At 39.6% G+C, this 20,871-nt stretch carries 19 protein-coding genes and 1 other annotated feature; of the genes, 15 read left to right on the forward strand and 4 right to left on the reverse strand.

What is annotated here, in order from left to right; translation table 11 throughout:
- Nucleotides 1-24 precede the first annotated feature (24 nt).
- Both FCL54_RS02630 and ysxE read left to right on the forward strand, forming a co-directional pair.
- The gene (locus FCL54_RS02630) at nt 25-945 is read left to right on the forward strand and encodes a hypothetical protein (RefSeq protein ID WP_138122852.1); all 921 of its coding nucleotides are present in this window, start codon (nt 25-27) and stop codon (nt 943-945) included.
- Nucleotides 942-1,958: a spore coat protein YsxE gene (gene ysxE, locus FCL54_RS02635; protein WP_138122854.1), complete on the forward strand. Its 1,017-nt coding sequence runs from the start codon at nt 942-944 to the stop codon at nt 1,956-1,958. Before FCL54_RS02630 ends, ysxE begins: the two co-directional genes overlap by 4 nt.
- An 86-nt stretch (nt 1,959-2,044) precedes the next feature.
- Here ysxE and FCL54_RS02640 read toward each other — a convergent pair whose 3' ends face one another.
- Nucleotides 2,045-2,242 carry a hypothetical protein gene (locus tag FCL54_RS02640; protein ID WP_138122856.1) on the reverse strand — a complete coding sequence of 66 codons (198 nt, stop codon included), beginning with the start codon at nt 2,240-2,242 and terminating at the stop codon, nt 2,045-2,047.
- A 184-nt stretch (nt 2,243-2,426) separates the two neighbouring features.
- Nucleotides 2,427-2,668: a binding site (T-box leader), on the forward strand.
- A 64-nt stretch (nt 2,669-2,732) separates the two neighbouring features.
- On the opposite strand from FCL54_RS02640, the gene FCL54_RS02645 reads away from it, so the two are divergent.
- The 3 genes from FCL54_RS02645 (at nt 2,733) to FCL54_RS02655 (ending at nt 8,620) form a co-directional block, all read left to right on the forward strand.
- On the forward strand, nt 2,733-5,372 hold the full coding sequence (locus FCL54_RS02645; protein ID WP_171016640.1) for a valine--tRNA ligase: 2,640 nt from the start codon (nt 2,733-2,735) through the stop codon (nt 5,370-5,372).
- A 146-nt stretch (nt 5,373-5,518) separates the two neighbouring features.
- Nucleotides 5,519-6,826 carry a bifunctional folylpolyglutamate synthase/dihydrofolate synthase gene (locus tag FCL54_RS02650; protein ID WP_138122858.1) on the forward strand — a complete coding sequence of 436 codons (1,308 nt, stop codon included), beginning with the start codon at nt 5,519-5,521 and terminating at the stop codon, nt 6,824-6,826.
- 90 nt (nt 6,827-6,916) lie between these two features.
- The gene (locus tag FCL54_RS02655) at nt 6,917-8,620 is read left to right on the forward strand and encodes a sensor domain-containing diguanylate cyclase (protein WP_171016641.1); all 1,704 of its coding nucleotides are present in this window, start codon (nt 6,917-6,919) and stop codon (nt 8,618-8,620) included.
- 33 nt (nt 8,621-8,653) lie between these two features.
- Here the strand turns inward: FCL54_RS02655 and FCL54_RS02660 are convergent, their stop codons facing one another.
- From FCL54_RS02660 to FCL54_RS02670, 3 genes are read right to left on the reverse strand one after another with little or no spacing between them, the layout of a single operon-like run.
- Entirely contained in the window at nt 8,654-9,814 is a 1,161-nt protein-coding gene (locus FCL54_RS02660; RefSeq protein ID WP_138122862.1) for a hypothetical protein, read from the reverse strand.
- Nucleotides 9,811-10,299, reverse strand: coding sequence for a PilW family protein (locus FCL54_RS02665; RefSeq protein ID WP_171016642.1), 489 nt, complete (start codon nt 10,297-10,299; stop codon nt 9,811-9,813). The genes FCL54_RS02660 and FCL54_RS02665 overlap by 4 nt, the downstream gene beginning before the upstream one ends.
- 14 nt (nt 10,300-10,313) lie before the next feature.
- Complete coding sequence (locus tag FCL54_RS02670) at nt 10,314-10,799, reverse strand: hypothetical protein (RefSeq protein ID WP_138122866.1); 486 nt, start codon at nt 10,797-10,799, stop codon at nt 10,314-10,316.
- 141 nt (nt 10,800-10,940) lie between these two features.
- Between FCL54_RS02670 and FCL54_RS02675 the strand changes: the two genes are divergently transcribed.
- The 10 genes from FCL54_RS02675 to FCL54_RS02720 all read left to right on the forward strand — a co-directional run bounded on the left by FCL54_RS02675 (nt 10,941) and on the right by FCL54_RS02720 (nt 20,721).
- Entirely contained in the window at nt 10,941-11,687 is a 747-nt protein-coding gene (locus FCL54_RS02675; RefSeq protein WP_138122868.1) for a hypothetical protein, read from the forward strand.
- Nucleotides 11,688-11,742: 55 nt separating this feature from the next.
- Nucleotides 11,743-13,119, forward strand: a complete 1,377-nt coding sequence (locus FCL54_RS02680) for a VanW family protein (protein WP_171016643.1) — start codon at nt 11,743-11,745, stop codon at nt 13,117-13,119.
- Nucleotides 13,103-14,767, forward strand: coding sequence for a GspE/PulE family protein (locus FCL54_RS02685; protein ID WP_138122872.1), 1,665 nt, complete (start codon nt 13,103-13,105; stop codon nt 14,765-14,767). The genes FCL54_RS02680 and FCL54_RS02685 overlap by 17 nt, the downstream gene beginning before the upstream one ends.
- Nucleotides 14,768-14,776: 9 nt before the next feature.
- Nucleotides 14,777-15,814, forward strand: a complete 1,038-nt coding sequence (locus FCL54_RS02690) for a type IV pilus twitching motility protein PilT (RefSeq protein WP_138122874.1) — start codon at nt 14,777-14,779, stop codon at nt 15,812-15,814.
- 1 nt (nt 15,815) lies between these two features.
- Complete coding sequence (locus tag FCL54_RS02695) at nt 15,816-17,021, forward strand: type II secretion system F family protein (protein WP_138122876.1); 1,206 nt, start codon at nt 15,816-15,818, stop codon at nt 17,019-17,021.
- Between the two features lie 16 nt (nt 17,022-17,037).
- Nucleotides 17,038-17,436, forward strand: a complete 399-nt coding sequence (locus tag FCL54_RS02700) for a type II secretion system protein (protein WP_138122878.1) — start codon at nt 17,038-17,040, stop codon at nt 17,434-17,436.
- A gap of 77 nt (nt 17,437-17,513) precedes the next feature.
- Nucleotides 17,514-18,266 carry a prepilin peptidase gene (locus FCL54_RS02705; protein WP_138122880.1) on the forward strand — a complete coding sequence of 251 codons (753 nt, stop codon included), beginning with the start codon at nt 17,514-17,516 and terminating at the stop codon, nt 18,264-18,266.
- 22 nt (nt 18,267-18,288) lie between these two features.
- Nucleotides 18,289-19,287 (forward strand): type IV pilus biogenesis protein PilM, encoded by a 999-nt coding sequence (gene pilM / locus FCL54_RS02710; RefSeq protein ID WP_138122882.1) that lies wholly within the window; start codon nt 18,289-18,291, stop codon nt 19,285-19,287.
- Nucleotides 19,280-19,912 carry a PilN domain-containing protein gene (locus tag FCL54_RS02715; RefSeq protein ID WP_138122884.1) on the forward strand — a complete coding sequence of 211 codons (633 nt, stop codon included), beginning with the start codon at nt 19,280-19,282 and terminating at the stop codon, nt 19,910-19,912. Before pilM ends, FCL54_RS02715 begins: the two co-directional genes overlap by 8 nt.
- Entirely contained in the window at nt 19,909-20,721 is an 813-nt protein-coding gene (locus FCL54_RS02720; RefSeq protein ID WP_138122886.1) for a GspMb/PilO family protein, read from the forward strand. Before FCL54_RS02715 ends, FCL54_RS02720 begins: the two co-directional genes overlap by 4 nt.
- Nucleotides 20,722-20,871 lie beyond the last annotated feature (150 nt).

Raw genomic sequence — 20,871 nt, forward strand, 5'->3', positions numbered from 1 at the left:
CACCCTATGAGAAGGGGTTATGGTATGAAGCTATTAGAGAAAATAGAAGCTGCTTACGGATTCAAGCATTGCCATTGGATTGAAGAACCGCATATATTCCAAACCAGTTCAGGGAAAAAGAGAGTGATGTATTGGGATGATCGGGAGTTAATGCAATGGCATATAGAATGGCGAGACCATATTGGATCTCGCTATCATGTTTTCATAGATCGGATGATAAAAACAGAAATAAATGAACGGTATTTTTCCTGGAATCAAAAATGGATCACGGTGCATGATGAAATAGAGGAACCGCTTGTCTTTTCGGTTGCGGTAGAACAATGGGGAGAAATGATTGCAGCGGTGCTTCAAGCAGGGGAATATGTACCGTGCAATACGAATCTGGTGCAGAAAAAGGAACTTGATTACACCAGCTATGTGAAAAAGCTTGGCCAAATAAAAAAAGAGAAACGCGAGAAGGCAAAACTACTTGTCTTTTTAATTCCAGATGTGAAAAAGCGGTATGTTAAATCACAGGAACTCTTTTCTAAAGTGCGGTCTCCTCTTCCGATTATTGACAACATTTCTTCACCTGAACTTGGAAAAGAAGTGTACTCAAATCTATATTTAAAAGGGACAAACGGTTACCCTATATCAGGAATTCTACCGATCAAAGCCTTTTTGCTTACATGCTGGAAAACTTACGGACCGAAAATAGTAGAAAAACTGTTAGAAGAAATTGAGAAGCATTGTTCTTTTAAAGAACAGTACGGCAAAATGCTTCTCGCAGAAGCGCTTTTGCCCCTGGAATGGATGGAATGCATCGAGACAATCGAAAAGGCAGAGAACGATGAGACCATCCAGCGCTCGTTAATTGCTCTAGAAGAAAAGTGGGAGCGAAGCAGAGAATTTTCCGCGTTTATCCTAAAATGGCTACAGCCTGTTGATGAGAAGGTGGCCTTATGAGTGAGAAGATTGATTCTAAAAAATATAGTTCGTTGTTGTTTCAATATGATCTTTATCCAGAAAGAGTTATCAAAAAAAAGAATGTCTTAAAAGTCTTTACTAAGAATGGGACCTATGCCTTAAAAAAGACCAAGTTGACCCGGTCGCAGGCTGAATGGCTGTTTCATGTACATGAAAGGCTAGCTTATATCGGATATAAATATTATATTCCGCTTTATCGTACAAAATATGGCGATCCGTTTGTGTTTGACCAGTATAACACTTATTATTTAATGCCATGGGTAGAAGATGACAGGCATTATGCAAATAGAGAAGCAATGATGATATCTAATTTAGCAGCCCTGCACAACCAGACTGTGAAAGAACAAGAATACTCAGAAGAAATCATCTCAAATTCTTATCAACAGTTGACAAAACGCTGGGAAGGCCGGCAGCTCGAGATGGAACGCTATATTGAATCCGTGGAAAAAAGGGTGTATCTCTCTCCTTTTGAGCAATCATTTGTAACCAATTTTCATCGGTTAATGCACATGACGGATAAGGCGAGAAACCATCTTTACCAGTGGCAACAGAAGGTAAAGGAAAAGAAAAGATACCGCTCCGTTCTTTGCCACGGAAGGGTGTCACCTGGCCATTTTATTATTCACCAGGGAAAAGGCTTCTTTATTAATTTTGATCATGCTGTCTTAGACACCCCAGTAAGAGATTTAGCTTACTTTTTAAGGTCTTCGATGAGAGCGGCTAACTGGAATGAGCGGAAAGCAAAAGACTGGTTCACTCAATACCAGGAACGGTTTCCATTATACGAAGAAGAAAAATCTTTGTTAGCAAGCTATTTGACATATCCTGAAATCGTTTTTAACTCCGTTGACCTTTATCGTTCCAACAGACAAAACTGGCCGCAAATCAAGCATGTAAATTATTTAGTTAAAAGAATCGAACAAATTGAAAAGGTCCACAAGGTCAATGAGATAATATTAGCAAGGGATGAGGAAGTAAACGAAGAGGACTAGTCGCTTTCAAGATTAATTGGAGGCGATTTTTTCCGATTAAAAAAGCAAGTCCTAACAAAAAGCAGCAAGCAGATTTAATACAAGGATTAAATCCACTCTAAATAAAAACAAATTTGTACGCAAACTAATATGATTAAAATCATGACATCGATCGTAGTTGGAAATAACAATGTCCGAATAAGCTGGAATACAATAAGCGGCGGGCAAAATTGAATGATAACCAACCTGAATTTATAAATAAAAGGTGGCAACCGAAACTTGTTATAGCCGAATTTCCGTTTCACTTGTTCTCCTCCTTTTCAGGGTTTTTCTCCTATTATAGGAAGTTTGGTATAATCATGTTATGTAAAGTCATGAAAAAGGTGAATGCAGAGGAACAAAACCGGCAATAATGAATAACATCATCGAGTTGCCTATTGACGATTCAATTTCAAAATTGTAAACTAATATATATTCCAAAATAGAAGAGAAAATGCAACGACAGGGAAGAGTACGATGTGATGCCTTTACAGAGAGAGAAATCAACTGGTGGAAGATTTCTCAGGACCAGCATTGGAATGTCGCCCTTGAGCAGCTTATTTGAACCTTCTTAAAGAAGAAGTAGAATAGGCCGGGAAAACCGTTATCGAGATGAGTGTACAGTTAGCATAAAACTTTTGCTGCTGTAAATGAAGGTGGTACCACGGAACTGAGCTTCTTTCGTCCTTTAGAGGATGAAAGGGGCTTTTTTATTTTTTTCTTTTGGAAATGAAAATGATGGAAGGAATGGTGAGGATGGAAAAAGAAATATCGATGCCAACGAAGTACGATCCGAAAGCCACGGAAGAAAAATGGTATCAATACTGGCTTGACGGTAAGTTTTTTGAAGCGACAGGAGACGAGAACAAGGAACCTTACACGATTGTAATCCCGCCTCCAAACGTAACAGGTAAACTCCACCTCGGCCATGCCTGGGATACAACGCTTCAGGATATTTTATCCCGTGCGAAACGGATGCAGGGCTATGATGTATTATGGCTTCCAGGAATGGACCATGCCGGTATCGCGACACAGGCAAAGGTAGAAGGAAAGCTTAAAGAACAGGGCACGAACCGTTACGAGCTTGGCCGAGAGAAATTCCTAGAAAAATCCTGGGAATGGAAAGAAGAATACGCAGACTTTATCCGCAACCAGTGGTCAAAGCTGGGGTTGTCACTCGACTACTCGAGAGAGCGTTTCACTCTTGACGAAGGTCTTTCCGACGCGGTTAAGAAAGTGTTCGTTGATCTATATGAAAAAGGCTTGATCTATCGCGGCGAATATATTATCAACTGGGACCCGCAAACAAAAACGGCTCTATCTGATATTGAAGTTATCCACGAAGACGTAAAAGGCGCTTTTTACCATATGCGCTATCCGCTTGTCGACGGAACAGGCAGCATCGAGATTGCGACTACCCGTCCGGAAACGATGCTTGGCGATACAGCGATTGCCGTTCATCCAGAAGATGAGCGTTACAAGCACCTCATCGGCAAGAAAGCAAAGCTTCCGATCGTTGGACGAGAAATCGAGATCGTTGCTGATGATTATGTAGACATGGAGTTTGGTTCAGGAGCGGTTAAGATCACGCCTGCCCACGACCCGAACGACTTTGAAATCGGAAACCGCCATAATCTTGAAAGAGTCCTCGTGATGAACGAAGACGGTACGATGAACGAAAATGCCGGCAAATACCAGGGCATGGACCGTTTTGAATGCCGTAAGCAAATCGTTAAGGACCTGCAGGAACAGGGCGTCCTCTTTGAAATCGAAGAGCACATGCATTCTGTTGGGCACTCAGAGCGTAGCGGCGCGGTAGTCGAGCCTTACCTTTCCACACAATGGTTCGTAAAAATGGAGCCACTTGCAAAACAGGCGATAGAGCTTCAAAAAACAGAAGGAAAAGTAAACTTCGTTCCTGACCGATTTGAAAAAACGTACCTGCGCTGGATCGAAAACATTCGCGACTGGTGTATTTCCCGTCAATTATGGTGGGGGCACCGCATCCCGGCCTGGTACCATAAAGAAACAGGTGAAATCTATGTTGGATTAAAAGCACCGGAAGATATCGAGAACTGGGAGCAGGACGACGACGTATTGGATACATGGTTCAGCTCAGCGCTATGGCCTTTCTCTACCATGGGGTGGCCTGATGAGGAATCAGCTGACTTCAAACGTTTCTACCCAACCGATGTTCTTGTAACTGGATATGATATCATCTTCTTCTGGGTTGCAAGAATGATCTTCCAGGGAGTTGAATTTACAGGCAAACGTCCGTTTAAAGATGTTCTGATCCACGGACTGGTTCGAGATTCAGAAGGCAGAAAGATGAGTAAGTCACTGGGGAATGGTGTCGATCCGATGGATGTTATCGATAAATATGGTGCAGACTCGCTTCGTTACTTCTTATCGACCGGCTCATCACCTGGCCACGATCTTCGCTTCTACTGGGAAAAGGTAGAATCTACCTGGAACTTTGCGAACAAGATCTGGAACGCTTCCCGTTTTGCGTTGATGAACATGGAAGGAATGACCTATGACGAACTGGATCTTTCAGGCGAAAAATCTACTGCAGACAAATGGATCTTAACCCGATTTAACGAAACGGCTGAAGCTGTAACTCGTTTGATCAACAACTACGAGTTCGGTGAAGTTGGCCGCCATCTTTACAACTTCATCTGGGATGACCTTTGTGACTGGTACATCGAAATGGCAAAGCTTCCTCTATACGGGGAAGACGAAGCAGCTAAGAAAACAACACGATCTGTTTTAGCTTATGTCCTTGATAACACGATGCGCCTGTTGCATCCGTTCATGCCATACCTGACAGAAGAAATCTGGCAGCACCTTCCTCATAAAGGGGAATCGATCACGGTAGCTGCATGGCCGGAGAAAAGGGGAGACCTGCATTTCCCAGAAGCTGCCAGGGAAATGGACCTATTAACGGAAATTATCCGTTCCGTCCGTAACACGAGAGCTGAAATGGATGTTGCGCCAAGCAAGGCGATCGAACTACAGATCAATGCAAAATCGGATGAGGTAAAGGACCAGCTTGTACGCAACCAGAACTATCTTGAAAAGTTCTGTAATCCAAGCAAGCTTGAGATCGGTACAGACCTTCAGGCTCCTGATAAATCGATGACATCCGTTCTAACCGGAGTTGAATTATTCCTTCCGTTAGAGGGATTGATCGACATCGACGAGGAAATCAAGCGTCTTGAAAAAGAAGCAGAACGCCTTGCATCAGAAGTTGATCGCGTTCATAAAAAACTCAGCAACGAGAACTTTGTTAAAAAAGCACCGCAAAAAGTTGTTGATGAAGAACGCGCCAAAGAAGCAGATTATATGGAAAAACGCAGCAAAGTGCTTGATCGCATTTTGGAATTGAAAAAATAGGATGCAAAAGGTGAACCCATCGTGGTTCGCCTTCTTCATTTGAAGAAAAGTGTCTTTATTTAAGAAATACGATTTTTAGAGTATGATAATAGTAAATAATGAAAATAAAACAGAAAAAGAACCGATATTATTAGGGGGTTAACATCATGTTTCATACATACGACGAAGCGGTAGAGTGGATTCACAGCCTTTTAAACCACGGGATCAAACCCGGTCTCCAACGGATGGAGTGGTTGCTGGAGCGAGTTGGAAACCCGGAAAGAAGATTAAAGTGCGTTCATGTCGGGGGAACCAATGGCAAGGGGTCGACGATCAGCTTGATGCGGCATATCCTTCAGGATGCTGGCTTTGTTACTGGTACTTTTACATCGCCGTATATCAAGACCTTCAACGAGCGGATTGCAGTAGACGGGGAACCGATACCAGATGAAGATTTGTTGGCGATCGTAAATGACATCTATCCACTAGTGAAAGAAGTGGAAGAAACAGATCTGGGCTCGCCGACCGAATTTGAGGTTATCACGTTGATCGGCCTGATTTATTTCGGGAAAGTGGCATACCCTGATATTGTCCTTATAGAGGTAGGGCTTGGCGGCCGCCTGGATTCTACGAATGTGATCTATCCCCTCGTTTCGGTCATTACGAATGTAAGCTACGATCACATGCATATCTTAGGCCATCGGATCGAAGAAATAGCATTTGAAAAGTCAGGGATCATCAAGTCTGGAGTTCCAGTTGTCACAACGATTGAAAAAGAAGAAGCACTCGAGATTGTAGAGGAAGCTGCAGTTTCAAAAAGTTCTAAAATGTATCGGCTTGGAAGCGAATTCAATTACAATAATGTCACTTATACTGATGAAGGAGAACATTTTGACTTTTCATCTCCATATAAAACATATGAACAGCTGCCATTAAAAATGAAAGGGCCCCATCAGGTGAAAAATGCAAGCGCTGCATTAATGGCACTTGAGTATTTAAGAACTTTCTATGGCGTTCACTATACGGAAGAAAACCTCCGAAAAGGATTAGAAAAGGCGAGCTGGGTTGGAAGGTTTGAAGAAATCTCTGAATCGCCAAAAATTATTCTGGACGGCGCGCATAATGTCGACGGCGTAAAAAGCCTTGCAGAAACGATCAGCCAATTTTATCCCGAAAAGAATGTAAAAGTCATTTTTGCTGCGTTAAAAGACAAAGACTTTGACAGCATGCTTCAACATTTATATCCCATTGTAAAAAGCATGACGTTTACGAGCTTTGACTTTCCAAGGGCTGCTAAAGCGGAAGAACTCTATGAAGCAGCAAAGTTTGAAAACAAAATGGCAGTTGAGAACTGGAGAGATGCCATAGGTCTTGAGTTGGATAATATCACTGAAAATGAGATGCTGATTGTGACAGGATCCCTATATTTTATCTCGGATGTAAGAAAATTTTTAAAAAATGAAAAAGAATTTTAAGATAATTTACACAAATTAATATTAATTTGCTAAAATATAGTAAATAGTGACAAAACTACTAGTTTTCAGTTGGGCAAGGAGGGCCAAATGATGACAAAAACTAAACAAAAAGCTTTATGGATAATATGGCTTATCATTTGGCCGCTTGCAATTGTTTTAACCTATCAGTTTACAGAGCATAATATCCAGGGAAATATTTTGGATATTTTAGCTCTTACAGTATTGATGGGGGTTGTCGCCCTTTTGCCGATTAACGTTAAGGGAACAAACCTCTTTTTTATCCAGGGCATCTCCATGGCTGTATTTTTCAGATACGGGCTTTTCATAGAATTGATCCTGACTCAGGTGTCCGTTTTAATTTTATTGTTAAACCTTCAAGTTTCAAGAAAAGAACATCATCGATATCCACTTAACTTCTTAATGTTTTTGTTTGTTTCCGTTGCTTCCGGGATCGTCTACTACCTTCTGGGAGGGGATACGGGAAGCATGAACCAGAACTCTTATCCTAATTTGATCCCGATGTTTGGATATGCGGTCAGTACCATTTTTTCAAACCAGATCTTCTTATATCTCTTGCAAAAATTCTTAAATAAAAATAAAAGTTATCGTTTCTTTGACAGAGGGCTATATTGGGAAGCTTTGACAAATGTTTTTATTCTACCAGTTGGATTAATCTTATACATGCTTCACTCTCTGATCGGAACACTGGCAATCATATATGTAGGTATTCCTTTTGTGCTCGTGGCTTTTATGCTTCGCTTATATTACTACACTCAGAAAGTAAACGATTTGCTGCAGAAAACGAGTGAGATCGGACAGCAGCTGACTCAGCGTCTTGAAACTGATGATGTGCTTGAACTGTTTCTTGAAAGTGTTACCAAAATGTTTCCGGTAGACTATGCTTACATCCTTGATGCAGAAGGTGTATCGAACCTGAAAATGGTTAAGAAGTTCGAACGGGAAGAAGGAACGTTGCCGCAAAAAGGATCATTCGCTTCGAACGAAGGCATTAGTGCGAGGGTATGGAGAAGCGGCAGGAGCCGGCTCTATGTAAAGCGCTCGCAATGGAGAAGCCTGTCAAAAGGATTACTTCCTTTATCTGCAAACTCTGTGATCTCTGTTCCAACAAAACGAAACAACGAGACAGTTGGAATCATCACACTAGCATCCAACAACGTGAGAGCTTATGAAAAACATCATTTAATGGTGCTGCAAATCCTGGCAAACTACCTGGGTGTAGCAAGAAATAACGCCAAAAACTATGAAGAGACAAAGAAACGGAGCGAACGCTGCCCACTGACGAATCTTTATAATTTCAGATATTTTCAAACGTTACTCGAACTAAAATATTCCCAGTATATCGGAACCCCGTTCTCTGTAATTTTGCTCGATCTTGACCATTTTAAAAAGGTTAACGATACATTCGGCCATCAGAGCGGAAATGATGTATTATGCCAGGTCGCAGATCGCCTTGCTAAAGAAGTTGGCGACAGAGGGACGGTGGCAAGGTACGGAGGGGAAGAATTTGTCATATTGCTGAACAATGCTAATCATATGATGGCAGTTGATATTGCCGAAGATATCCGTTGTTCGATCGCAGATCATTCGTTTGATATCTACAATGATTTGGAAAATGGGAAACGCCAGGTGATTTACGTTACAGCGAGTATCGGAGTCGCAACAGCACCTGATCAGGGTGAAGATCCTATCACATTGCTGAGGAATGCCGACAGGGCGATGTATACAGGGGCGAAGCAGCAGGGGCGGAATAAGGTAGCGAGTTATGTGGGATAGAAAGAGCAGCTCTTCCTTTTGGGAGAGCTGCTTTTATTTTTGGGATTTCCTATCATAGTAAACATTAATAACATAGTTGATCGGAGCATCTGAATTTGTAGGAACTTCATATACATCTAAATCTACTCCAGGGTAACCAAATTTTATCTCACTATGTTGAGGGTTCCCTTTGATTTGAACATTGCCATCCACGATTAATCCCTTTTTAAAATCCACATTAACTTTATCATTAATCGATATATCTCCATCAATAAAAACTATCTTGTTAAATACCATGTCTTCATCCAAATCAAAATTACCACTTATATAAACTGGAAAGTTACAAAAATTATTGGTACAATCCGCAAATAGCTCTTCTATATTATTTTCAGAGGTTCCATACATTTTCCCAATACCATACTCACCTGCTTTAAAGGCGTTATGTATATAATCAAAGGATAATGTAGGGACGAATTCTTGATCAAGATTTTCAGCCGGTATAGGAACTTTATCAGGTTCATTTTCACATTGATCGCAATTGTTATATTTTAATTTAATGCTATCTGATACAAGAATTTCCTTGTTCCCATTTCCTGGATTGAACGTTAAGTTGTTAGCAGCTCCGTTCCCATAAAAGAATGTGTTTCCCATTTTTACTTCAACAGTGCCATTGCTCCATAATGCATGTGACAAGGATACTGAATTATACTTAATTGTTGTAACAGCATTTATTGTTTTGGAGACTCCTTTGTTTCCACTATTACAAGTAAGCGTGTTATTTTCATATACGATAAAATCATTTGTAGGACAGCTTAAACCAGTACTTTTTATATTCCACTTTTGGTCATTTGAACTAGTTAAATTTAAAATAAAACCTTTATTTTTTTCAATACAACGAACACCCATTATTTGGTTAATATTTTGATTAAGATTTGTAGGAGATTCACAATTCTGTAAGTTAGTTGGACGGTTTAAAACAGTACTTTCTAACGAATTTAATGCTTGCTTTTTAAAACTTGCACTGAATTGCTTATAAAATAAGGCCATTCCCATCTCTGCTAAATCCGTTGCTTGAACAGACGCTTCTCGTACTTTCAGCTGCTTAGCATTATTTATGTTTGAACCAATTAATGAAAGCCCCAAAACAGTAAAAATAAGAATAGTTAGTAGAGTAACAAGCAAGGCTGCTCCTTTTTGGTTATGTATGTACTTCAATTTTCATCACCATCCCACTGATAAAGAAAAGTACTTGAAACGGATAGAGTGTGAGATGAACTATCCTTAACTACCAGGTTGACACTTAATCTTCGTAAATTGTGCTTAACTGTTTTTTTGCTTGAAAAAGGAATGTCACTATCGCTAAAATACTCCCCTTCGAAAGTAGATTTCTCGTAGGAAAAGTTTTCATTTGAGATTTTGGTTCCGTTCAACTTTACAATTCCGTTATTGATTTCCAGAAAGATTTCAGGATCGTATTCATTACGTGCTTTGTTTTTCTCTTCCTGGTAAAACGCATTAGAAATTTGCTCCATAACATAATCAGCATCTTGTCTGGCTAACACTTTTGTATTTTCTCTATCTAATCTTGTTAACCCATTAATAAAAACACTATAAATCATTGTTATAATTATTCCTGATATTGCAAGGGTCAGTAATAACTCAATTAGAGTAAAGCCTTTTGAATCCTTAAGAACCTTCAACTTAATCCCCCTTACTATGGAAAGTAATATCCATAAGTTTCAGCGATACTTGAATTATTATAATAGACTTTAACTGTCACTGGGTAACTTTGAACTAGGTCTCCATTTAATGAAGGGGGTGCTTCTTTAATATATCTCCATATCTTAAACTGAGAAAAAGACTCTGATAAATCTGTGCAATATGTATAACCTGTTTCTGGTGAACCTGAGCATTGGCTTAACAATTCTTTGTATCGGTCATAATAGTTCTGATCTATATTGTTGTTACTGTTGCTCATGGCATTTTTAAACTCTTCAATTTCCATTTCATCTATAGCCGTTGTTATTTCTAGATGCTTCCTCGCAAGATTAATCGCTTCAAGCTTTCTCTCATTTTTTTCTGAATAATTGCTCCCCTGTACAAATAATCCGGCAAAAGTTAGTAAAATAACAGTTAATAAAGTTAAGGATAATAATACCTCTACTAAAGTAATCCCATCATTCTTTAAAAAATTTGTCATGGATCTCCCTCTCGAAATCTTGTATTACCTTTTCTTTTAAGTAGCTTTATTATACAATATTCAACAAGAATATAGGTCGATTTTAGTAGATTTTGGTTTTAAAAGGAAAAGTTGGGGTGAAAATTGTTGAAGGTTGTTTTTATGATAATTAGTACTTTAATCTTAGTCCCTCTGCTTTTGTTGTTTCCATTTGGACAAGATAAAAAAGCCCGTTTGATTCTTGGAGGGTGCTCTGTTTTATTATCTGGTCTATTTTTAGCTCTCACAACCATTTATTCCGTTTGGATGTCTATTATTCTATTATTCGCAGCTGTTTTTTCCATTTCTTATCTCTATACTAAGCATTATAATTTCAATCATGCAGCTATTGCAGGTGAAGAGAATTCTTTGCTCGTTTATAAAACAGAAAACCATTTTTCGGAAAGTCGGAATGACATCTCTTCAAAAGAAGATGATGATCTGGCATACCACCAGAATGAGACTGGAAGTAGTGATTACCAGGAAGAAGATTTTGAGTACCGTAATGATAAAAGGGACCGTTCGCTTGAGTCTATTACACTAGAAGAACTTGAGGAATTGGAAGAACTCACATTAAATGACAGTCAAGAACTTGATTTAGAGGAGTCTGAGATTACTGAAAAAACACAAAAAGAAGATGGATATGATCTCACCGGCATAGAAGAAGGAGTTACAGTTTTTGAGACTGATGAAAAAGAAAAAGCAGATCCAGAAGAAATGACAAGAGAAGAAGTGATGAGGCTTTTGTTTGAAGAGAACGATAACTGGATTGTAGAAGAAGAAAAGGTTAATCATAAAGTAGATAAAAAAAGAACCGAACAAAGCAAACCGGTAGGAGAAATAGAGAAACTTGAGGAACTTTCATTTTAGAAAAATCGTTTTTCCTTAATTTTATTTCGTATCGCTTATAGGGGGCATGGAGATTTTGTCTCAATTCCATACAAGTATGCTGAAGAACTTTACTGTCATTATAGCCTGCACTTCTTTTATTTTGGGATTAACGTTTTCAGGTGCTACCGGTTATATATATGTTTTTGGAGAGGAAAAAATAGCGGAGAATACTACTGTTGGACCGGTGAATGTTGGAAACCTTACTTATGAAGAGGCCAGAGAAAGGTTAGCTGAAGAAGTGAGTGCATGGAAAGCAACAAACCAGGTTACACTTGTTTACCTGGAGAAAAAGATAGCCTTGAGCCCTAATTTATGGGTATTCGATTTTGAACAAAGCCTTCAGCTTTCGAATGGCAGAAGTAGTTCGCCATTCATTGTCACAGTAGATGAAGAAGAGTTGGCTCGTTTGATTAAAGAGGAACTGCAGTATACAGAAGCGCTGGATATCAAGGGGTTATCTATTGAGTTAATAGAAGCGGCCGCAGGTCTGGTAAGTGAGAAAAGAGACGTTAGTATTATGCCTTACGTTTCAGGCACGGAGGAATCCTCTCTGGTAGCAGAAGGAAAACTTAATGGCTTTACAACCGCTGTTTTACTTCCAGAGTTAGCAGAAACCTTAAATGGGAATGTTATAGATCCCAAAGAAACTTTTTCCTTGCTAACGTTTTTAAAAGAAAATCAGTATGAAGGAAAAGACTCCCAAAGTCTTTCATTATTGGCTTCTGGTTTATACCAGGCGGTGTTACAGACAAACTTCGATATTATAGAGCGACATGCACCTGAGAGAGAAGTGGATTTTGGAGAAATGGGCATGAATGCTGCTCTAGTGCCTGATCAACAGGATCTCGTGTTTCACAATCCTAACTATACAGCATATACGATAAAGGCAGAGGCAACTTCAAATTCGTTATCAATTAAAATTATGGGGTATCCGTTAGCTTATACATATGACATAAAGACAGAGAAAAAAGAACTTATGCCAAGAACGACCATTCGCTATTCTTCAGATCTTATGCCCGATCAAAAAGTGGTGGTTGATGAAGGGGAAAAAGGATATTCTGTTACCACTTATCGCTTGCTCTATGATAGTGTAAAGGATTTGATAGATAAGAGAATCGTTTCTGAAGATTATATTTCACCTGCTCCCCGTATTGAACGTCGCGGATACCCGATCGATGCTACTGAGGTCCCATCAGAGATGGAAGGAACGAGTAACACAGATTCCGGGAATGAAAACGATAACCTAAGTGACGAAAACAGTGGTACATATGAAACAGAAGAAATAACGGATACTGAAACAGATTACGAGCCAAACAACAACTCAGATAATAATGATGATCCTATTTTAGATGATAACGGAGAACCGATCAAAGGAATGGAGGACATGCTACCTGATGAGACAGACTCGTAAAAAACTCGGTGATTTGTTAGTCGAGATGGAGGTTATTACCCATGATCAGCTAAATGACGCACTAAAGGAAAAAGAAAGAGATCAGAAACTTGGTGATGTCCTAGTAAATCTGGGTTATGTAACAGAACAGCAGTTAATCGAGGTGTTGGAGTACCAGCTTGGAATTCCGCATGTGAGCTTATATAATTACCAAATTGATTCTTCAGTAACTAATATAGTCCCAATGGATATCGCTAAACGTTATAATCTTATGCCTTTAAAAATTGATCGGAGTAAATTACTCGTTGCGATGACGGACCCGATGGATTTTTTTGCAATTGAAGATCTGCGTCTTTCCACAGGATTTCAAATAGAGAGTGTAATCGCTACGAAAGATGATGTTATTAAGGCTATTAATAAGTATTATGAAATTGACGATAGCATGGATGAACTGATGAGTGAGATTCCGGAACGTTCTGTAAGTTTAGATGAAGGGCGAATAACAAACGAAGACTCTCCTGTAGTGAGGTTAGTTAATCAAATTATTCAAAACGCGGTCCAAAGCAGGGCAAGTGATATCCATTTTGATCCACAGGAAACTAAAATCAATATTCGTTACCGTATTGATGGCATGTTACGTACTGAGCGAACGCTTCCAAAGCATATGCAAAGCTTTTTAATCGCACGGGTTAAAATAATGGCCAACCTGAACATAACAGAAAAACGTGTTCCCCAGGATGGAAGGATCCAGGTTAACCTGGATTACCGTCCGGTTGACTTGCGAGTTTCAACCTTGCCTACGGTATACGGTGAAAAAATCGTATTGAGAATTCTAGATCTCGGAAATGCGATGAATCAAATAGAAAAACTTGATTTTAATAAAGTGAACTATACCCGCTTTTTAAAGATGATCGACAAGCCAAGTGGCATAGTATTAATTACAGGACCAACCGGTTCTGGAAAATCATCTACTTTGTACGCTTCGTTAAACAAATTGAACAGAGAAGAGACAAATATTATTACCATTGAGGATCCAGTAGAGTACCGTCTTGAGGGTATTAACCAGATTCAAATCAATCCGAATGTAGGGTTAACTTTTGCTTCTGGATTGCGTTCCATTCTTCGGCAAGATCCGGATGTAGTGATGGTTGGGGAAATTCGCGATAGTGAAACCGCTGAGATTGCTGTGAGGGCTTCATTAACTGGGCATCTTGTTTTAAGTACGTTACATACGAATGATTCGATTGCAACGATTGCAAGGTTAATAGATATGGGAGTCGAGCCTTTTCTTGTCGCTTCCTCATTATCAGGTATAGTTGCCCAGCGTTTGGTCCGCCGGGTATGCCGGGATTGCAGTAAGCAAGAGGAACCGACTGTAAGGGAAAAAGAGATCTTTAAAAAGAGAGGTATGGAAATTACCAGAGTAATTCGTGGAAAAGGGTGCGGAAATTGTAATATGACGGGTTACAAAGGCAGGATCGCCGTTCAAGAGGTATTATTGATCGATGACCATATACAGAAAATGATCATGAACAATGCTCCGATGAAGGAAATTCGACAATATGCTGTTTCATCCGGAACGCTCTTTTTAATAGATGACGGATTGCTGAAAGTGAAAAAAGGCTTAACAACAACAGAAGAAGTATTACGTGTATCAACACTAGAGTAGGTGACTGTGATGAAAGAGAAAATTGAAAGGCTACTTCAGGTTGCATATCAATCAAATGCTTCAGACATGCATTTAACAGTCGGTGTACCACCGATAGTACGTCTGAATGGAGACCTTAAACGATATGGAAAAGATCCTCTTTTACCTGAAGAAACAGAAGGGATGGCAAAAGCAATCATTCCTGAAGCATCGTGGGAGCAATTTTTAGAAAAAGGCGAGATCGATTTTTCTTATGGAATTCCCGGGGTATCACGATTCCGGATCAATGCCTACCATCAGCGGAATTGCATCGCGCTAGCCATTCGGGTCATCCCGAGCAAGATTCCCAGTTTGGAGGAGCTTCAACTGCCTGAGTCCCTATTAAAGTTTGCAAAAAAGCCACAGGGACTCGTTCTTGTTACTGGGCCGACTGGAAGCGGAAAATCAACTACACTTGCTTCGTTAATAAATTATATGAATGAAAACATGAGTAAGCATATTATTACTCTTGAAGATCCAATTGAGTATCTTCATAAACATCGACGCTGTATCATTGATCAGCGAGAAATTGGTTTTGATACGAATAATTTTGCAAATGGCTTAAGAGCAGCACTTCGCCAGGACCCTGATGTGATTCTGGTGGGTGAAATGCGTGACCTTGAAACGATCGCAACTGCTATCACTGCAGCAGAAACGGGACATCTTGTTCTGGGAACTTTACATACAAGCGACGCACCCTCAACGATCGACCGAATCATCGATGTTTTTCCGTCAAACCAGCAAACACAAATCCGAATCCAGCTTGCTTCTGTTCTAGTGGGAGTTGTTTCCCAACGATTATTTCCGACAAATGATCGCAAAGGAAGAAGAGCTGCAATTGAATTATTGGTCAACAATTCAGCAGTCGCAAACCTGATTCGAAATGAAAAAATTCACCAGATTAATAATGTGATGCAGACAAGCCGTTCAGAGGGGATGATGACCATGGAAATGTCGATCAAAGACTTGCTTAATAAGAAAGCAATCCTGACTGAAGCTGCCGAACCATACTTGAAAGAGGAGTACTAACATGCCTCAATTTCAATATTCAGGAAGAAGCAAAGCAGGTAGAATTCAACGGGGGAAATTGATTGGTGCATCTAAAAGAGAAATTGTTTTAAAGCTACGAGAAAAAGGGATAGTCGCTATTGATATTAAAGAAGTAGAACAAACGCTGCTAAACAAAGAAATTACATTTGGCAATCCTGTAAAGCTACAAGATTTTGTGATTTACTTGCGCCAGTTTTCAACACTTTTAAAAGCTGGAGTTACGGTTGTTAATTCCACCAACATACTTGCTAAGCAAACAGAAAGTAAAGCACTCTCAAACGCTTTAATAGCTATTGAAGAAGATCTCAGGGCTGGTAAGCCGTTATCCCACGCAGCAGCAAAACATAAAAAAATTTTCCCGCCAATGTTTGTCAATATGGTTCTGGCAGGGGAAGTAAGCGGTAGTCTGGACGAGTCTCTCGATCGTCTGGGTGAATTTTATGAAAAACAGCATAAAACTAGGCAAAAAGTTAAATCGGCGATGGCTTATCCAGCGATCATCGGCATCATGGCGATCGGAGTAGTCATCTTTTTGCTCACGAATGTAGTTCCAACCTTCGCATCGATGTTAGAAGATATGGGAGGAGAACTTCCGGCCCTTACAAAGTTCGTTTTATCATCAAGCGAATTTATGCAAAGCTACTGGTGGATGACTTTTTTACTAATTGTGACCTTTGCATTATTTTTGCACATTATCAGGCAAAAACCTTCTAGTAAATATTACTTAGACTATGCTATACTCAGAGTGCCAATATTCGGTAAAATTCTACAAAAAGCAGCGCTGGCAAGAATGACAAGAACATTAAGTTCTCTGTTTTCTAGCTCTGTACCGATATTACAGGCTATCGCCATCGTTGAAAAAGTTGTCGGAAATGAGGTGATTGCTAGAGTACTGCGCAACTCTAGACATTCATTAGAAATCGGTAAACGCCTCACAGAGCCAATGAAGGAACACTGGATCTTCCCGCCTCTCGTCACCCAGATGATCGCGATCGGTGAGGAAACGGGATCGCTAGATGCGATGCTAGCAAAAGTTGCAGACTTTTATGAAGATGAAGTAGAAAACGCAACCGACCAGCTTAAAACACTCATCGAACCCTTGCTGATCGTATTTCTTGCAGTTTTAGTTGGAACTATTGTGTTAGCTATTGTCGTGCCGATGTTTGAAATCTATAAAACTATTTAAGGGGGAGTACATAACCATGTTGAAACGCTTTTTGAAAAACGAAAAAGGGTTAACTCTTATTGAACTTTTAGTTGTTATTGTTATTATGGGTATTATTGCTGCAATTGCTGTGCCTGCTGTGGGAAATATAATTGATAAGACAGATGATAAGGCGGTTGCAACTGAAGCTTTAGAAATTTTAAATGCAGCTAAGATCGATTATACGGAAAATGGTACTACCAGCTGGAAGGGGAAAGATGATGATTTAAGCGATTACATTGAGAGTGTAGATGATAATAATTGGACAGCATCTTATGATTCCGTAAATAAAGTCTTTACGATATCAAGACATGAAGCAAATCAAATTTCTGAAATAAATACTAATAATGATAGTTCACTTACTTATAAAGAATTAACAGATTATTTAGAGAGATAGGATGGAGTGACATCTCTTACAGGAGCAATTTTAGTCTGCTCCTGTAAGATATTTTATTATGCTAAGGGATGACTCATATGGAAACACTTTTACATTTTAATTTGTTTATTTTAGGATTAATCCTGGGCTCTTTCTTCAATGTAGTAGGCCTTCGAATCCCAAACAAAGAATCAATCGCATTTCCAGCCTCACACTGCCCGAACTGTCAAAGAACACTCTCTCCACTTGAACTCATTCCTGTGTTCTCTTTTTTGTTTCAAGGCGGTAAATGCAAAGGTTGCAAACACAAGATTTCTCCATTATATCCATTCATTGAACTCGCTACAGCATCTCTTTTTACGATGTCACCACTTGTGGTGGGATGGTCAAAAGAATTGCTGCTTAGTTTTGCTTTGATTTCGTTACTAATGATAATTTTCGTTTCTGATATTACTTATATGATCATACCGGATAAAGTTTTGTTGTTTTTTGGGGTTTTAATTGCTGTTCTAAGAGTCATAGTTCCACTTACTTCCTGGTGGTCTCCGGTTGCAGGGGCTTTAATAGGCTTTGGTCTTCTATTGGTAATTGCGATAGTAAGCCGCGGCGGAATGGGTGGAGGAGATATAAAATTGTTTGCAGTAATTGGTATAGTGCTTGGATGGAAAGGAGTCCTTTTAGCTTTTTTCTTTTCAACGCTTTTCGGTTCACTGTTTGGTGTCACGGGGGTTATTATCGGAAAAGTAAAGCGCGGGCAGCCAATGCCATTCGGTCCGTATATTGTTTTAGGTGCCCTAACGGCTTATTTTGCAGGGGAAAAACTTTTAAACTGGTATATTGGTTTTTTGTAACAGCTTCTGAGGGGGATTAACATTGGGATTACTGACAGGGAGAAACAAAACGACATTTGCTTTAACGATTACTGACCATGTGATCCGTTTACTTGAAGTGAAGCAGCCTTCCCTGAACGGAGTTCGTTTCTTTCATGAGCGCTATCTTCCGGAAGGGATAGTAAGGGAAGGAAAAATAATTGAAGCGGAAACGCTAGAAATGATTTTACAAGAATGTGTATCTGAGTGGGGGCTGAAACGTAAGAAAGTTCATTTTATCGTGCCTGAATTTCTAGTTGTTCTTAGAAAGGAGTCAATTCCAAAAGAGGTTGCAGACAACGAGATCAAAGGCCACTTATATATGGAAATCGGTTCTTCCATCCACTTGCCCTTCGATGATCCGGTATTTGATTATGAAGTTCTTTACGGTCCGGATAGCGAGAGAAAAATCCTTTTGTTTGCGGCTCCAGAAGATGTTATCAACCAGTATGTTAGTATTCTGGATGAAGTTAATATAAAAGTGGCAAGCGCGGACGTTTCTGCGCTTGCCCTGTATCGGCTTCTTTATTTTCTTGATCTTGTTGAGCGAAAGGAATCCACTTTACTGATCCAATATAACCTTACTTCTGTAAATTTAAGTATTTTTACAAATCACTATCCTGAATTCATAAGACACGTTTTGCTGGACACTCCGTATTCTGATTGGAAAAAGGAATTAAAAGGTGGAGTAGAAGTCCTGACCTGGTCAGGAGAAATGGACCAGCTAATTGAAGAGATACAGGATAGTATCGTAGAGATTCAACGGGTTCTTGATTTTTATCGCTTTTCGATGAAACAGGGAAAAACTGGAGTGTCGAAAATCCTGTTGGTTGGAGATCATCCAAAGCTGAATCTTGCTGCTGAGGAATTAGAAAGAAAACTTCAAATTCCGTACAGCATTGTTCAGCAGCCTGAACTTGTAACCACAGACGGAGTAATGCTTCCCCATCATTTTTATCCTGTTTTAGGACTGGCATTAAAAGGGGTGGATCAGTTTGGTTGATATTAACCTGCTCCCTCAACGAGACCCAAAGCCTTTTGCAATTCTTTTGATAACTGGCTTATCAGCCATCATCATTTTGTTAGCGATCGGCTTTATGTACACTGATTATATGTTTACAAAGAAAACTGTAGCTGAAGTTAAACAGGAGATCGATCGGACGGTCGCTTTAAGAGAAGCTTCCCAGGCTGATGAAAGAATAGAAACAGGCGATTCTTTCAATCAACTTTTTAATAGGATAGAATCGATAAAAAAAATAAAGTATCCCTCCGTTCCGTTGCTGGATAACTTTACAGAACTGCTTCCAGAGCGCGGGTATTTTATGAATTACGGGTTTGAAGATGATGGCCTCGTAAAGCTTTCCGTTCAGTTCGATACGATAAGAGAGACTTCTCAATATCTTTATGCATTAAACCAATCACCGTTTGTAAAAGACGTACAGATAAAGAGCGTTATTACAGCAGATCTTGATTCGGATGAAATATCTACGGAATTAGAAGGTTACGAGCTTAATCTCGAGGAAAACAGTGAGGAAAAACGAACAAGCTTGATTTTACCGCGTTATCTAGCTGAATATGAAATCTCGATAGATAAGGTCGCTTTAAAAACAAAGGAGGCGACTGAATGATCAATTTTGACTGGACATCAAGAAGAGCCTTCCTTTTATATGGCGGTGTATTAGTTGTAATCCTGCTGTTTGTTTTTGCCTACTTAACATTTATCGCACCAATGAATGCAAAACTTGAAACTGTTCAGAAACAGTTAGAGATGGAGAAGAAGTTACTCTCCGCGGTTGAAAAGAAACAGCCTGAAGAGATAAATCCAGATATTCAAAGCTCCCGCGGTCTTCAACAGAGAGTTCCAGTAGCTCCTTTATCCGATCAGTTACTGCTTAGTTTTGAAAGAGCGGAGGTTCTATCCGATACCACAATTTTAACGATGACATTTGGGGATGAAACGCTTGATCCAGAAAACCTTTCTGTTATTGAGCTTGAAGCAGAGGGAGAACAGGAACAACAAGGCCAGCAATCAATTGAAGATGGGGAAACTGGAAGTAATGATGAAACAGAAAACATCGATCCTGCTCAACCCGAAGATAAAAGCTCTTTGCCCCAAGGGATTAACAGAATAAAAGTGAATATGTCTGTACGTACCTCTTCCTACGAAAATATGCATGCATTCATTAGCACGCTCGAGAATAATGAGCGAATTCTGAAGGTAGACAACATCTCCTTTTCGGGTAAGCATGAACTTGATGAAATGAGTGAAGATGACAAAAAAGAACTTCTTTTTACAATTCAAATTTCAGCCTTCTATGTGACCGGGCTTGATGAATTAAAAGATGAACTGCCTTACGTACAGTATCCTGAAGGAGCTGACAAAGAGAATCCTTTTTATCAGGAAGAAGAGAATGAAGAGAAAAATGACCAACAATAGGGTCACATTTTGCCGACAATCTCTCCGAACAAGATGACAAACATCTTGTTCTTTTTTTGTTCTCCTGTGGTAAGGTTTCTATAATCCTGCCAAAGTTTCTCTATTAAAACGTTCTATTAAATACCCTTCTGCATAGATATAAAGTACAAG

It is taken from the genome of Exobacillus caeni (assembly GCF_005747095.1).
In the GTDB taxonomy this organism is placed as follows: Bacteria; Bacillota; Bacilli; order Bacillales; family Guptibacillaceae; genus Exobacillus; species Exobacillus caeni.

Coding starts and splice junctions, on each gene's coding strand:
- FCL54_RS02685 (WP_138122872.1), top strand. CDS start 13,103: ATGAGACAGACTCGTAAAAAACTCGGTGATTTGTTAGTCGAGATGGAG.
- FCL54_RS02720 (WP_138122886.1), top strand. CDS start 19,909: ATGATCAATTTTGACTGGACATCAAGAAGAGCCTTCCTTTTATATGGC.
- FCL54_RS02695 (WP_138122876.1), top strand. CDS start 15,816: ATGCCTCAATTTCAATATTCAGGAAGAAGCAAAGCAGGTAGAATTCAA.
- FCL54_RS02670 (WP_138122866.1), bottom strand. CDS start 10,799: ATGACAAATTTTTTAAAGAATGATGGGATTACTTTAGTAGAGGTATTA.
- FCL54_RS02675 (WP_138122868.1), top strand. CDS start 10,941: ATGATAATTAGTACTTTAATCTTAGTCCCTCTGCTTTTGTTGTTTCCA.
- FCL54_RS02655 (WP_171016641.1), top strand. CDS start 6,917: ATGACAAAAACTAAACAAAAAGCTTTATGGATAATATGGCTTATCATT.
- FCL54_RS02650 (WP_138122858.1), top strand. CDS start 5,519: ATGTTTCATACATACGACGAAGCGGTAGAGTGGATTCACAGCCTTTTA.
- FCL54_RS02700 (WP_138122878.1), top strand. CDS start 17,038: ATGTTGAAACGCTTTTTGAAAAACGAAAAAGGGTTAACTCTTATTGAA.
- FCL54_RS02690 (WP_138122874.1), top strand. CDS start 14,777: ATGAAAGAGAAAATTGAAAGGCTACTTCAGGTTGCATATCAATCAAAT.
- FCL54_RS02645 (WP_171016640.1), top strand. CDS start 2,733: ATGGAAAAAGAAATATCGATGCCAACGAAGTACGATCCGAAAGCCACG.
- FCL54_RS02705 (WP_138122880.1), top strand. CDS start 17,514: ATGGAAACACTTTTACATTTTAATTTGTTTATTTTAGGATTAATCCTG.
- ysxE (WP_138122854.1), top strand. CDS start 942: ATGAGTGAGAAGATTGATTCTAAAAAATATAGTTCGTTGTTGTTTCAA.
- FCL54_RS02630 (WP_138122852.1), top strand. CDS start 25: ATGAAGCTATTAGAGAAAATAGAAGCTGCTTACGGATTCAAGCATTGC.